Here is a 14,182-nt window from a genome sequence, read left to right on the forward strand (position 1 = left end):
TCCACAGTTCTCCACAGGAAGCGACGGCCCACGGATCCCCCCGGCCCGGAGGCATCCGTCCCCCACCAGCCCCCGCATCCCACCCACTGAGAAGCGAGCACCGCATGGAACTTCTCGCTCAGGAGCTCCGGCTCCCCACCAACGCCCTCGACTACACGCTGCTCGGCATCTACTTCGCCGTCGTGCTCGGGGTCGGCTTCGCGGCCCGGCGCAGCGTCAACACCAGCCTCGACTTCTTCCTCTCCGGCCGCTCACTGCCCGCCTGGGTCACCGGCCTGGCCTTCGTCGCCGCCAACCTCGGCGCCCTGGAGATCCTGGGCATGGCCGCCAACGGCGCCCAGTACGGGGCGTACACCGTGCACTGGTACTGGGTCGGCGCCATCCCGGCGATGGTCTTCCTCGGCCTGGTGATGATGCCCTTCTACTACGGCTCGAAGGTGCGGTCGGTGCCGGAGTTCCTGCTGCACCGCTTCGGTCCGTCCTCGCACCTGCTCTCGGCCGTCATCTTCTCGGTCGCCTCGGTGCTGATCGCCGGCGTCAACCTCTACGCGATGGCGATCGTGATCGAGGCGCTGCTCGGCTGGCCGCAGTGGGTGGCGATCGTCGTCGCCGGCTTCTTCGTGCTCGCCTACATCACCCTCGGCGGGCTCTCCTCCGCGATCTACAACGAGGTCGTGCAGTTCTTCGTGATCCTGGCCGCGCTGATCCCGCTGACCGTCATCGGCCTCCAGCGCGTCGGCGGCTGGAGCGGGCTGACCGACACGCTCACCGCCGAGCAGGGCGAGAACTTCATGTCCGCCTGGCGCGGCACCGGGATCGGCACGGACAACCCGCTGGGGGCCAACTGGCTCACCATCGTGCTCGGTCTCGGCTTCGCCCTGAGCTTCGGCTACTGGACGACCAACTTCGCCGAGGTGCAGCGCGCGCTCTCCGCGAAGAACCTCTCCGCCGCCAAGCGCACCCCGCTGATCGCCGCCTTCCCCAAGATCCTCATCCCGCTGATCGTGGTGGTGCCCGGCCTCGTCGCGCTCGCCGTGGCGCCGGACATCGGACAGGCCGGCAGCGGTCTGGAGTACAACGACGCGATCCCGCTGCTGATGCGCGAGCTGCTGCCGAACGGCGTGCTCGGCATCGCGGTGACCGGTCTGCTCGCCGCCTTCATGGCCGGGATGGCCGCCAACGTCTCCGCCTTCAACACCGTCTTCACCAACGACATCTGGGCGGCCTACGTCCGGCGCGACCGCGACGACCGGTACTACCTGCTCACCGCCCGCGTGGTGACGGCGATCGGCGTGCTGGGCGGCATGGGCACCGCCTTCATCGCCTCCACCTTCAGCAACATCATGAACTACCTCCAGACGCTGTTCTCCTTCTTCAACGTGCCGCTCTTCGTGGTCTTCATCATCGGCATGTTCTGGAAGCGGGCCACGGCCGCGGCCGGCTTCTGGGGGCTGCTCGCCGGCACCGTCGCCGCGATGATCAACTACTTCTGGCTCTACCGCGGCGACGTCCTGGACATCCCCACCGACCAGGGTGCCAACTTCGTCTCCGCCATCGTCGCCTTCGTGGCCGGCGCCGTGGTCATGGTCGCCCTCACGCCCTTCACCCGGCCCAAACGGCCCGAACAGCTCGCCGGACTGGTCTACGGCACGGTCTCCCCCGGCATGGCCGAGCCGCCCGCCAAGGGCGACGACGCCTGGTACCGCAGCCCCGCGCTGCTGGGCTGGGGCGCCCTGATCCTGGCCGCCCTCTGCTACCTGCCGTTCTCCTTCTGACCCGCCGACGCCCCGAGGGAGCACCCCATGAGCGACCACAGCAACGACCGCGGCGCCCCGCACCCCCGCCGCCCGCACGGCGCGTACGACCCGGAGGACCCGTCGGCCTTCCGGCAGCAGGTCGAGGAGCTGGAGCGGCGCTCCGGCTCCGCCGCCCGGCTCTTCGACGTGCGCCGCATCATCGGCGGACTCTTCGTGATCTACGGGGTGATCGTCACCGTCGCGGGCTTCTTCACCTCCGACGCCGCCCTGGAGAAGGCCGAGGGGATCAACATCAACCTCTGGACGGGCCTGGCCATGCTCGTCCTCGGCCTGCTCTTCCTGCTCTGGCTGCGCCTCAGCCCCGCCGTTCCCCCGCCGCCACCCGGAGAGGCGGCGGAGGCGCCGGGCAGCGCCCCCAGCGGCGGCCCGGAGTCCGCGACCGGAGAGCCCCGCCGACCGGAGTGAACCCGCGCGGAGTGAGCCCGCGCGCACCGGGAACCCGAGCGCACCGGCCTCCGGGCACGCAGGGGAACGGGCCGCAGAGCCCCGGGTCGCGGGACGCGGCCGTACCGGGGAGGGCGGAGCGCCCTCACTCCCCCGGTGCGGGACCCCCCGCGGCCCGGTCCAGCAGGCCGGTGCGGGCCGCCAGCGCGGCCGCCTCCAGCCGGGAGCCCACGTCCAGCTTCATCAGCACCCGCTGGACGTGCGTACGGGCGGTGCTGGGCGCGATGCCCATGCCGGCCGCGATGGCCCGGGTGTTCTCGCCCTCGGCGACCCGCACCAGCACCTCCACCTCGCGCCCGGTGAGCATCTGCAGCAGCCGCGCCCCCTCGTCGTCCGGCTCCGCAGCCGGGTGCAGCAGCTCCGCGAAGGCCTGCTGCACCAGGTGCGGGGCCGCGGCGACCTCCCCCGCGCGGGCCTTGGCCATGGCGCGTTCGAGGCCCTCGACGCGCTCGTCGTGCCGCACATAGCCCGAGGCCCCCGCGGCGAACGCGGCCGCGACGCCGCGCGGGCTGGGCACCGGGCCCAGCACCACGACGGCGATCTGCGGCTTCTCCCGCTTGATCCGCACCACCGGGTCGAAGACGCCGGGCCCGGCGGGGAGGGCGGTGCCCAGCAGGCACACCTCGGGCGCCCGGCTCACCACGAGGTCGGCGGCCCCCGCCGCGGGCGCCGCCGAGGCCAGCACCCGGTGTCCCCGCAGCTTGAGCGCCGAGGCCAGCGCCTCGGCGAGCAGCCGGTGGTCGTCGACCACCACGACCCGCACACCCATCAGCCCCCCACCTTCCGCGCCGGAAACGGTCCGTACCGGCCGGCCGTGCGCGGGGCCGCCCAGGTGTCCGAGGAAGCTACACGCTCCCGAGCCCTCCGCGCGCCCCCTGGACGCAGGGACGGCGCGAATCGCCCCCGGGACGGCCGCCGGAGGACCGGGCTGCGCGCGGCTGCGTACGGGCCGGGCGGTACGGGCCGCGGGCGGCCTCGCGACAACGCGAGGGCCGGCCCCCGGGGTGGGGACCGGCCCTCGCACGGGCGTACGGGCTCAGCGCGCGGTGTACCCCACGCCGAGCAGGCGCTCCTTGACGAAGGTGCCGGGCCGCTCGTTCACGTACAGCTCGGGCAGGAACAGGTGGCCGTGGCCGTAGACGACCTCGGTCTGCTGGCCGTAGGTGCTCGGCTTGAACTCCTGCTCGTAGTCGAGCTGCTCGTCGGAGGGCATCTTCATCAGCACCGTCTGCTCGCCCTTCGAGGGCTCGATGCTGACGATCATGCCGCCCGCGTCGTACGAGGGCATCTTGTACGCCAGCACGTTCTCCCCGTCCATGCCGAACGGCACGATGGTGCGCTTGCTGCCGGCGTCCGACTTCCACTTGGTCTTGCCGGTCTGGAGGTCGAAGGCCATGACCTCGTTGGTGCGGCCGTAGTCGGCGCTCTTGTCGTCGTGCTCCGCGGTGGAGAGGAAGAACGCGTCCTTGCCGACGGCCATGCCGTAGCAGGACTCCACCTCGGTGCGGCACGGCTTGTTGTAGCGCTCGCCGAGCGCCACGTTGGCGCCCAGCTTGCCGTCCTCGGTGACCGTCATGACCCGGTTCGTCACGGTGGTGCCCGCACCGACACCGAGGACCAGCGGATCGGTGGAGGCCACCGAGACGCTCTCCACGCCCTTCGGGACCTCGAACTCCTGCACGGACTTGCCGGTCGCCGGGTCCAGCGTCTGCACCTTGAACTGCGGGCTGTCGTAGCTGCCGCAGCGGACCACCGCGACCAGCTTCGCGCCGCCCGCGAAGCCCTCGTCCCGGCAGGTGCCGGAGGGCTTGGCGGTGAAGATCGGCTCACCACCGCCGATCTTGTAGCCGACGGAGCCGCCGATCCAGGCGGAGGCGATGGTGTCCCCGCTGACGGTCACGCCGCCGCCCAGGCTGTTGACGTCGACCCGGTCCCCGGGGATGGTCTGCTGCCAGACCTTCTTGCCCTGCTTCAGGTCGAGCACGACCATCTGGTTGCAGTCCGCGTCGGGGGACTTGGTCTCCTGGGTGACGATCGCGGTCTTGTCGTCGTCGGTCTGGTGGATGGAGGCCGCGCAGACGGAGCCGCTCAGCGGGATCTCCCACGCCTCGGACCCGTCCTCGGCGGTGAAGCCGAGCACGCTCTCGACGGAGGTCTTCACCATGTACTTCTCCGTCACCCAGGTGCCGGGCACGGAGACCTGGTCCGAGACCTCGGGCGCGGCCGGCTTGGCGACCAGCTCGGCGTCGGCGTTCTTCGGGGTGTCCCCGCCGCCGCCACCGCCGCCGGAGGAGTCGCCGCCCTCCGAAGCGCCCTGGCTGGTCTCCTTGGTGTCGCCCTTCGACTCGTTCTTCCCGCCGTCGTCGCCCTGGGTGAGGAACCAGATGCCGCCGCCCGCGATGAGCAGCACCGCGACGACCGCAGCCACGATGACGATGATCTTGGAGTTGTTGCCGCCGGAGCCGCCGGGGCCCCCGCCGGGCGGCATCGTCGGGTACATCCCGGGGTTCTGGCCGTAACCCGGCGGCTGCCCCGGCGGCATGGTGGGGGCGCCCCCCGGGCCGCCGGGCGCCGGGTAGCCGTATCCGCCGGCGGGCGGAGTGGGCGCGCCGGGCGGGCCGAAGCCGCCGCCGGGCGGCGGCGTCGGCGGCTGCCCCGGGGGTCCCGGAGGCGGCCCGGGCGGACCGGGCTGGCCCGGGGGCTGCGCGGCGGGGAAACCGGCGGCCTGCGTCGGGGCGGCGTGCGGCGCGGACGGCTGCTGCGGGTAGCCGTACCCGTCGCCCGCCGGCCGGCCCTGCTGGGGGTATCCGTATCCGCCGTCCTGCTTGCCCAGCGACGGTCCGGACTGCGGATCCTGCGGCGGCTCAGGGGGCGGTGGAGGAGGCGGCTGCGACATGGCGGGGTTTCCCTCGTGGACGGGCAGACCGGACGCCCGGCGCCTCAAACCCCCGTAGGGCCGAGCGAATCGGACATGCGGCCCGCAGAACCTGACATGGTGGACCAGAAACTCTTTCTATCACCGGACACGAGACGGACCGGGCGCGGTTCCCGGCCGTACGGAGCCGTCGTTACCAAGATGCAGCCGCTCCTCCCCGCGACCGTCACGCCCGCGCCCCCGCCGGCCTACTGTCCGCGGCCCCAGCGGCCCGCCGCTGCGGGCCCGTTCGGCCCGCGCGCCGGTCACGCCTGCTCGGCCAGCTCCAGCCAGCGGGTCTCCAGGTCGTCCCGCTCCGCCGTCACCCCGCGCAGCCGGATGTCGAGTTCGGCCACCCGCTCGAAGTCGGTGGCGTGCTCCGCGATCTCGGCGTGCAGCTCCGCCTCCTGCGCACCGAGCCGGTCCAGCCGCCGCTCGATGCGCTGGAGTTCCTTCCGGGCCGCACGGTCGGCCGCCGCGGGCTTGGCCGGCTGGGCACCCTGATCCTGCGCGGACTTCGGCGCCTTCGCGTTCGGCTCCTTGACGTTCGGCGTCCTGCCGCCGGACGGCTGCCCGGCGGACCGCCCCGCCGGTGCCGCGGCGTCCCGCGCCCGGGCCCGGCGCTCCAGGTACTCCTCGACGCCGCGCGGCAGCATCCGCAGCGCCCCGTCGCCGAGCAGCGCGTACACCCGGTCGGTGGTGCGCTCGATGAAGAAGCGGTCGTGCGAGACCACCACCAGCGAGCCGGGCCAGCCGTCGAGCAGGTCCTCGAGCTGGGTCAGGGTCTCGATGTCCAGGTCGTTGGTCGGCTCGTCGAGGAAGAGCACGTTCGGCTCGTCCATGAGCAGCCGCAGCAGTTGCAGCCGCCGCCGCTCACCGCCCGAGAGGTCACCGACGGGCGTCCACTGCTTCTGCTTGCCGAAGCCGAAGCGCTCGCAGAGCTGCGAGGCGGTCAGCTCCCGGCCCTTGCCGAGGTCCACCCGCCCGCGCACCTGCTCGACGGCCTCCAGCACCCGCCACGCCGGGTCGAGCTCGGCGACCTCCTGGGAGAGGTAGCCCAGCCGCACCGTCTTGCCCACCTTCACGTGCCCGGCGTCGGGCTGCTTCTCGCCGTCGCTGCGCGCGGCCTCCTCCAGCACCCGGAGCAGCGAGGTCTTGCCCGCGCCGTTGACGCCGAGCAGCCCGATCCGGTCGCCCGGGCCGAGCTGCCAGGTCAGCCGCCGCAGCAGCTCCCGGGAACCGGCGCGCACGGTCACGTCCGTCAGGTCGAAGACGGTCTTGCCCAGCCGCGAGTTGGCGAACCGCATCAGCTCCGCCTCGTCCCGCGGCGGCGGCACGTCCGCGATCAGCTCGTTGGCCGCCTCGACGCGGAAGCGCGGCTTGCTGGTACGCGCGGGGGCGCCGCGGCGCAGCCAGGCCAGCTCCTTGCGCATCAGGTTCTGCCGCCGGGCCTCCTCGGAGGCGGCGATGCGTTCCCGCTCCGCGCGGGCGAAGACGTAGTCGCTGTAGCCGCCCTCGTACTCGTGCACCCGGCCGGACTGCACGTCCCACATGCGCGTGCACACCTGGTCCAGGAACCAGCGGTCGTGCGTCACGCACACCAGTGCGGAGCGGCGCGCCCGCAGGTGCCCGGCGAGCCAGGAGATGCCCTCCACGTCGAGGTGGTTGGTCGGCTCGTCCAGGACGATCACGTCCTGCTCGGAGATCAGCAGCTTCGCCAGGGCGATCCGGCGCCGCTCGCCGCCGGAGAGGGGCCCGATCACGGTGTCCATGCCGTCCGGGAAGCCGGGCAGGTCCAGCCCGCCGAAGAGCCCGGTGAGCACGTCCCGCACCTTGGCGTCGCCGGCCCACTCGTGGTCGGCCAGGTCGCCCACCACCTCGTCCCGGACCGTGGCGGCCGGGTCGAGCGAGTCGTGCTGGGTCAGCACCCCCAGCCGCAGCCCGCCCTGGTGCGTGACGCGGCCGGCGTCCGCCTCCTCCAGTTTCGCCAGGATACGGACCAGGGTGGTCTTGCCGTCGCCGTTGCGCCCGACGACGCCGATCCGGTCTCCCTCGCTGACACCGAGGGAGATGCCGTCGAGCAGGGCCCGGGTGCCGTACACCTTGCCGACGGCTTCCAGATTGACGAGGTTGACAGCCATCTCACTCCTGTACGCGGGCCGGGTCAGCCCTCCAGCGTAGTCGCCCGTACGGGCGTGCCGTGCCGGACGCGGGAACGCCCGGGCTCCCCGGGCCGCCCGGCACCGCGCCGGTCACGGCGGCGTCACGCCGGGTCGCGGTCCTCGCGGACGTCCACCACGGCCGCCTCGGCGTGCGCCAGCAGCTCCTTCGGCTCCATGGGGAAAACGGTGTGCGGAGTGCCGGCGGCGGCCCAGACCACCGCGTGGTCCAGCAGGCCCCGGTCGGCGAGCACCCGCAGACGCGTGCTGTGGCCGAAGGGCGGCACGCCGCCGATCGCGTACCCGGTGGCGCTGCGCACCACCTCGGCGCGGGCCCGGCGGACCTCGCCGGCGCCGAGCTCGGTCCGGACCCGCTCCACGTCCACCCGGGAGGCACCGTCCATGAGCACCAGCACCGGCTCGCCGTCCGCCTCGAAGACCAGGGACTTGACGATCTGGCGCAGCGCGCAGCCGACGGCCTCGGCCGCCTCGGCGGCGGTGCGGGTGGCCTCGGGGAAGGCGCGGACCTCGAGGTCGTCGAGGCCGAGCGGGGCGAGCGCGGCGGCGAACCGCGGGTGGGCGGAGGTGGGCTCTGTCATGCGCCACACGCTAATCGCTGCCCCGCCCGTCCCGCGAGGACGTTCCCGCCGGGGCCCGGGGACGGCGGCCGCCCCCCGGCACGTGGCCGGCGGGCCCCATGCGTGTCAGCCCGCGTCCAGCACCTTGCGGACGATCGGCCCGGCGTACTCCCCGCCGTGTCCGGAGTCCGGCACCACGGCCGCGGCCGCGACGTCCCCGCTGTACGCGGTGAACCAGGCGTTCGGCTTCTTCTGCCCCATGACCTCCGCGGAGCCGGTCTTGGCCCCGAAGTCGCCGCTCATCCCGGCCATCGGGCGCGCGGCCGTGCCGCCGACCGCGGTGAGCCGCATCATCTGCCGCAGCCCGTTCGCCACCGCCGGCTTCATGGTGCGCGGCGCCCGCGCGAGCGTGCGCCCGTCCACCTCCGGCGGGACCAGGTAGGGCTGCTTGAAGACGCCGGACTTCACCGTCGCCGAGACCGAGGCCATGTTCAGCGGGTTCATCCGGACCCCGCCCTGGCCGATGAGCGAGGCGCCCATCTGTGCGGCCTTCTGCACCGGCACGGCGCCGTCGAAGGTGGTGGTGCCGACCTGCCAGTTCAGCCCGATGCCGAAGACCTCCCGCGCCTCCCTGGTGAGCGAGTCGTTCTCCAGCTCGGGGGCCTGGCTGATGAAGGCCGTGTTGCAGGAGCGGGCGAAGCTCTGCGCGAAGGTGCCGCCCTGGATCTGGAACTTGTCGTCGTTCTGGAACTTCCAGTGCCCGTAGGTGAAGTACTTCGGGCACGGGTGGGCGGCGTTCGGCGAGGCCAGGCCCTTGTCCATGAGCATCGCGGCGGTGACGACCTTCATCGTGGAACCGGGCGCGTAGGACCCCTGGAAGGCGGTGTTGAAGCCCTGGGCCGGGGAGTTGGCCATGGCCAGTATCTCGCCGGTGCTGGGTTGCACCGCGACCACGGCGGCCTTCGCCTTGCCCGCGACCGCGGCCTCCGCCGCCGCCTGCACCTCCGGGTCGATCGTGGTGCGCAGCTCGCCCGGCTCGCCCTCGCTGAGCTTCTTCAGGGTGGTGCCGGTGTCCTTCCCCTCGGCGTCCACGATGCGGGTCCGGACGCCGGGGGTGCCCTCGACGTCGTCGGCGTAGCGCTTGCGCACGTCGGCCAGGACGGCGGAGAGCGTCGGGTGGTCCTCCGCGGTGAGGGGGTCGCCGGCCCGGTCGACCGTCTCGACCTCCGGGTCGCCGGCCTCGCCGGTGACGACGGACTGCCCCTCCTTCAGCTCCGGGTGGAGCACGGAGGGCTCCCAGTGCACCAGCGGGTCGCCGGTCTGCTCGTCCCGTACGACCTCCAGCGAGCCGTCGTACGCCCAGGCCTGCCGCAGGTCCTCGTGCGCGAGCTGGGCCGTCACCCGGAAGGGCACCTCGGTGCCGGAGGGCGCTCCGGGGTTCAGCCCCACCTCGGCCACCTTGGCCTCCTCACGGAAGGCGGTGAGCGCCTCCAGTGCGGCCGTCTGGTCGTCGGTGTGCGCGGCCGCCTGCCGGAGGTCGCCGTCCGCCCAGGTCTCCAGGAAGTCCCCCGCGGTCTCGCGGACCTCCTCCGCGCCGGGCGGACCCGTCTCGACCGCCTCCGGGCTCTCGCCGCCGCCCGAGGCCGCCGCGACGTTCTCCTTCCCCGGAGTCCGCTCTTCTTCCCCGCCCACGAGCGCGTACACGCCGAAGCCGGTGGCACCGACGACGATCGCGGCGACGCCACCGATCACCGCCATTCGCTGACTGTCACGCATCCGAGTACTGCCCCTCCACCCGCCCCGGACGACCTGACCGGGGCCTCCGGGGCACCCTAGAGCACCGGGGTGACAACCCGAGGGGCCGCATCACTCTTTCGAGGCCCGTATCGGCGTTTCGGGCGCACCGGGGCGCGCACGGTGTGCGTCACGCCGGCGTGCACCCGGTCCGTGCCGGGGCGCGCCCCGGCGCGCTGCCGGTCAGATCCAGGTGTCGAACCACATCCGGGCCCGCCAGTCGTCCAGCGGGATCGTCTCCCCCGTGTAGAGGGGCCAGAAGTAGACGAAGTTCCAGACGATGAGCAGGAAGAGCACCCCGGAGGCCACCACACCGAACGTCCGCCGCCGCTCGCTCACCCCCGGCGGCCCCGCCATCGCCCCCATGAGCTGCGTCACGGCCAGGCAGAGGAAGGGCACGAAGACCACGGCGTAGAAGTAGAAGATGGTCCGCTCCTGGTAGTGGAACCAGGGCAGATAGCCCGCCGCCACACCGCACAGCAGGGCCCCGGACCGCCAGTCCCGGCGCAGCAGCCAGCGGTAGACCGCGTACACCAGCGCGGCACAGGCCGCCCACCACAGCAGCGGCGTGCCCAGCGCCAGCACCTCGCGCGCGCAGCCCCCGGCGGCGGTGCAGCCGTCCTGCCCGGCCTCCGGCGACTCGTAGAAGTAGGACACCGGGCGGCCGGCCACCAGCCAGCTCCACGGGTTGGACTCGTAGGTGTGCCCGTCGGTGAGCCCGACGTGGAACTCGTACACCTGCGTCTGGTAGTGCCAGAAGCTGCGCAGCCATCCGGGCAGCCAGCTCCACGGACCGGCCTGGCCCGCCGTCTCCGCCCAGTCGCGGTAGTAGCCGCCGCGGGTGGCGAACCAGCCGGTCCAGGAGACGAGGTAGGTGACCAGGGCCACCGGCACCAGTGAGGAGAAGGCCGGCAGCGCGTCCCGCCGCAGCATCGCCGCGAACGGGCGTCCGGCGCCCGCGGTGCGCCGCGCCCCGGTGTCCCACAGGACGGTCAGCACGCCGAACGCGGCGAGCACGATCAGCCCGTTCCACTTGGTGGCGAAGGCCAGCCCGAGACAGAGCCCGGCCGCCAGCCGCCACGGCCGTACGCCCAGGCCCAGGCGCTCGGCGACCTCCGGGTCCGTCCGGGCGCCGCCCGCCCCGCCCTCGCGCCCGGGCAGCGCGGCGGCCAGCCGCGCCCGCGCCCGGTCCCGGTCGACCAGCAGACAGCCGAAGGCGGCCAGCACCCAGAACATCAGCACCAGGTCCAGCAGCGCCGTGCGGCTCATCACGAAGTGCAGCCCGTCCACGGCCAGCAGCCCGCCCGCCACGCAGCCCAGCAGCGTGGAGCGGAACAGCCGGCGCCCGATGCGGCAGAGCAGGAACACCGAGAGGGTGCCGAGCACCGCCGTCATGAAGCGCCAGCCGAACGGTTCCAGCCCCCACAGGGCCTCGCCCAGCCCGATGACCCACTTGCCCACCGGCGGGTGCACCACGTATGCGGGGTCGGCGGAGAGCGGCGCGTCGCCGGGGTCCGCGAGGATGCGCTCGTTGGCGTCCTCGCCCCAGGTGCCCTCGTAGCCGTGCTGGTAGAGGGACCAGGCGTCCTTGGCGTAGTACGTCTCGTCGAATATCACCGCGTGCGGCGAACCGAGCTGCCAGAACCGCAGCCCCCCGGCGACGAGCGCGACCAGCAGCGGCCCACCCCAGGCGGCCCAGCGCACCAGCCGCTCGGCGGCCCGCGGCGAGAACCCGAAGAGGGCCCCCAGCCGCCCCGAGGGCCGGGGGAAGGGCGGCACCAGCCGCTCCCGCACGCCCGTGCGCGGCGGCACGACATAGCCGAACCGGCGCAGCCGCGACTGCCAGGTCGGCGGGCTGTGCGGAGATCGCTCGCGCTGCACTTCGGCGGCCGTGTCACTGGTCGTCACGCGCTCATCGTAGGGAACGCCGCCGACGGCGTGCGGCGGACCGGGCGCACGGCCCGTCGGAGCGGGCCGCGGGGCCGCGCCGGACCCGGGCGGCCGCGGTGCGAGGATGGGCGGGTGACGACCAGCGACGACACCCCCGCCGACGCCGACGCCGGCGCCACGGAGCCCGGCGGCACGCTGGTGCTCGCCGGGACCCCGATCGGCGACGCCGCCGACGCCCCGCCGCGCCTCGGCGCCGAGCTGACCGCCGCGGACCTGATCGCCGCGGAGGACACCCGCCGGCTCCGGCGGCTCACCCAGGCGCTGGGGGTGCGCCCGGCCGGCCGCGTGGTGTCGTACTTCGAGGGGAACGAGGCCGCCCGTACGCCCGAGCTGGTCGAGGCCCTCACCGGCGGCGCCCGGGTACTGCTGGTCACGGACGCGGGCATGCCGTCGGTCTCCGACCCCGGTTACCGCCTGGTGGACGCCGCGGTGCGGCACGGCGTGCGTGTCACCGCTGTGCCCGGGCCCTCGGCCGTGCTGACCGCCCTGGCCCTCTCCGGCCTGCCCGTGGACCGCTTCTGCTTCGAGGGTTTCCTGCCCCGCAAGCGCGGCGAGCGCCTCGCCCGGCTGCGGGAGGCCGCCGCGGAGCGCCGCACCCTGGTCTACTTCGAGGCCCCGCACCGCCTGGCGGAGGCGCTGGAGGCGATGACCGAGGTCTTCGGCGCGGAGCGGCGCGCCGCAGTCTGCCGGGAGCTGACCAAGACCTACGAGGAGGTGCGCCGCGGTCCGCTGGCGGAGCTGGCCGGCTGGGCCGCGGACGGCGTACGGGGCGAGATCACCGTGGTGGTCGCGGGCGCCCCCGAGCAGGCCCCGGAGGCGCTCGACGCGGCGGAACTCGCCGCCCGGGTCGCGACCCGCGAGGAGGCCGGGCAGCGCCGCAAGGAGGCGATCGCGGAGGTCGCGCGGGCGGCGGGGGTGCCGAAGCGCGAGGTGTTCGACGCGGTGGTGGCGGCGAAGCACGCCGGGTCGCGGTAGCGGCGGCGCGACGGGCCGCGAGGAGGCCGGAGCGGCTGCCCGGGACCGGGGGACCGGGGGCGCACGCACACCCGGGGTCCGCCCGGGCAAAGCCGCGGGCAAGGGCGCACACGCCCGGGCAAGGGGGCCAACCCGTAGGTAAAGGACTAAGGTGAAAGGCAAAGCCTTCGCCACGGATGGGCGCACACCGCCCGGCCCCGGCCAAAATCTCCCCCAACACCGCGAAAGGCTTGCACAAGGCTGCTGCATTCCTTCCGGCGCCGGAGTCCACTGGTGGTGGACCACAGCCCGGAGAGAGGAGCTTCCGAGATGACGGAGACCGGCGGCACCACCGGCAGGCACCGCACCGGCGGCAGCGACGGCGCCACGCACGAGGCGTACAGCTTCGCGTGCATGAAGTGCGGCTACGGCTGGGAGCAGACCTACGAGATACGGCACCACACCGGCGCCGACGGCAAGCCCTTCGTGACCTACCACACGAACGACGAGCGCGTGCCGTCACCGCTCACCGACCCGCGGTGCGCCAACTGCGAGGGGCGGGTACTGCGGATCATGCGGTCCGGCCGGGTCGCCCTGGCGGACGACGCCGTGGAACGCCGCTGACGCCCGGCCCCGCGGGGCCGCCCCCGGGGCGGGGCATATCATCGCGTTCATGCCGAACAGCGCGCAGCCCGCACCACCGCTGCCCGAACCGCTCGCCGTCCCGGTGGCGGACTCGCACACCCATCTCGACATGCAGGACACCACCGTCGAGGAGGCGCTGGCCCAGGCCGCCGCGGTGGGCGTGACCACCCTGGTGCAGGTGGGCTGCGACCTGGAACGCTCGCGCTGGGCCGCCGAGGCCGCCGCCGCCCACCCCGCCGTACACGCCGCGGTCGCGCTGCACCCGAACGAAGCCCCGCGCATCGCGGAGCAGGGCGGCGAGGCGGCGCTGGAGGCGGCCCTGGCCGAGATCGAGAAGCTGGCCGCGCTGCCGCAGGTGCTGGCCGTCGGCGAGACCGGACTCGACTACTTCCGTACCGGCCCGGAGGGCGTCGCCGCCCAGCAGCGCTCCTTCCGCGCCCACATCGCCATGGCGAAGCGGCTCGGCCGGGCCCTGGTGATCCACGACCGCGAGGCCCACGACGACGTGCTGCGCATCCTCCGGGAGGAGGGCGCGCCCGAGCGCACCGTCTTCCACTGCTACTCCGGTGACGCCGCCATGGCGGAGGTCTGCGCGGAGAACGGGTGGTTCCTGTCCTTCGCGGGGAACGTCACCTTCAAGAGCGCCCAGCCGCTGCGCGACGCCCTCGCCGTCGCACCGCCGGAGCTGCTGCTGGTGGAGACGGACGCACCCTTCCTCACCCCCGCCCCCTACCGCGGCCGCCCCAACGCCCCCTACCTGGTGCCGGTCACCCTGCGGGCGATGGCGGAGGTGAAGGGGATGACGGAGGACGCGCTGGCCCGGCACGTCGCCGCGAACACCGCCCGCGCCTTCGGGTACCCGCAGTGACGCCGGAACCCGCGAGGGGCACCGGGCTTCCTCCTGCGGCGGGGCGGCCGCCGCAACGC

General features: G+C 73.8%; 11 protein-coding genes. 5 read left to right on the forward strand and 6 right to left on the reverse strand.

Features of this window, described 5'->3' with window-relative positions; genetic code table 11:
• Positions 1-104 precede the first annotated feature (104 nt).
• Together HOY81_RS03995 and HOY81_RS04000 are read left to right on the forward strand one after the other, a co-directional pair.
• Positions 105-1,775, forward strand: a complete 1,671-nt coding sequence (locus tag HOY81_RS03995) for a sodium:solute symporter family protein (RefSeq protein WP_237318169.1) — start codon at positions 105-107, stop codon at positions 1,773-1,775.
• Positions 1,776-1,802: 27 nt separating this feature from the next.
• Positions 1,803-2,222, forward strand: a complete 420-nt coding sequence (locus HOY81_RS04000) for a hypothetical protein (protein ID WP_237318171.1) — start codon at positions 1,803-1,805, stop codon at positions 2,220-2,222.
• A 124-nt stretch (positions 2,223-2,346) separates the two neighbouring features.
• On the opposite strand, the gene HOY81_RS04005 is transcribed toward HOY81_RS04000, so the two are convergent.
• The 6 genes from HOY81_RS04005 to HOY81_RS04030 form a co-directional block, all read right to left on the reverse strand.
• Entirely contained in the window at positions 2,347-3,030 is a 684-nt protein-coding gene (locus tag HOY81_RS04005) for a response regulator transcription factor (RefSeq protein WP_237318173.1), read from the reverse strand.
• A 267-nt stretch (positions 3,031-3,297) separates the two neighbouring features.
• Positions 3,298-5,157, reverse strand: a complete 1,860-nt coding sequence (locus HOY81_RS04010) for a PQQ-binding-like beta-propeller repeat protein (protein ID WP_237318174.1) — start codon at positions 5,155-5,157, stop codon at positions 3,298-3,300.
• Positions 5,158-5,441: 284 nt separating this feature from the next.
• Positions 5,442-7,316, reverse strand: coding sequence for an ABC-F family ATP-binding cassette domain-containing protein (locus tag HOY81_RS04015; RefSeq protein WP_237318176.1), 1,875 nt, complete (start codon positions 7,314-7,316; stop codon positions 5,442-5,444).
• Between the two features lie 122 nt (positions 7,317-7,438).
• Positions 7,439-7,933, reverse strand: a complete 495-nt coding sequence (locus tag HOY81_RS04020; protein WP_237318178.1) for a YbaK/EbsC family protein — start codon at positions 7,931-7,933, stop codon at positions 7,439-7,441.
• A gap of 105 nt (positions 7,934-8,038) precedes the next feature.
• Positions 8,039-9,670: a penicillin-binding transpeptidase domain-containing protein gene (locus HOY81_RS04025; RefSeq protein ID WP_237318180.1), complete on the reverse strand. Its 1,632-nt coding sequence runs from the start codon at positions 9,668-9,670 to the stop codon at positions 8,039-8,041.
• Between the two features lie 219 nt (positions 9,671-9,889).
• Positions 9,890-11,587, reverse strand: a complete 1,698-nt coding sequence (locus tag HOY81_RS04030; protein ID WP_237318317.1) for a dolichyl-phosphate-mannose--protein mannosyltransferase — start codon at positions 11,585-11,587, stop codon at positions 9,890-9,892.
• Between the two features lie 141 nt (positions 11,588-11,728).
• Here HOY81_RS04030 and rsmI point away from each other — a divergent pair, with 141 nt between their 5' ends.
• The 3 genes from rsmI to HOY81_RS04045 all read left to right on the forward strand — a co-directional run bounded on the left by rsmI (position 11,729) and on the right by HOY81_RS04045 (position 14,123).
• Complete coding sequence (rsmI, locus tag HOY81_RS04035) at positions 11,729-12,631, forward strand: 16S rRNA (cytidine(1402)-2'-O)-methyltransferase (RefSeq protein WP_237318182.1); 903 nt, start codon at positions 11,729-11,731, stop codon at positions 12,629-12,631.
• A gap of 309 nt (positions 12,632-12,940) precedes the next feature.
• On the forward strand, positions 12,941-13,234 hold the full coding sequence (locus HOY81_RS04040) for a hypothetical protein (protein ID WP_237318184.1): 294 nt from the start codon (positions 12,941-12,943) through the stop codon (positions 13,232-13,234).
• Positions 13,235-13,283: 49 nt separating this feature from the next.
• A complete protein-coding gene (locus HOY81_RS04045) occupies positions 13,284-14,123 on the forward strand; it encodes a TatD family hydrolase (protein WP_237318185.1) in 840 nt (279 codons plus the stop codon).
• Positions 14,124-14,182 lie beyond the last annotated feature (59 nt).

This window comes from Streptomyces sp. JJ36 (assembly GCF_021696945.1).
Taxonomy (GTDB): domain Bacteria; phylum Actinomycetota; class Actinomycetes; order Streptomycetales; family Streptomycetaceae; genus Streptomyces.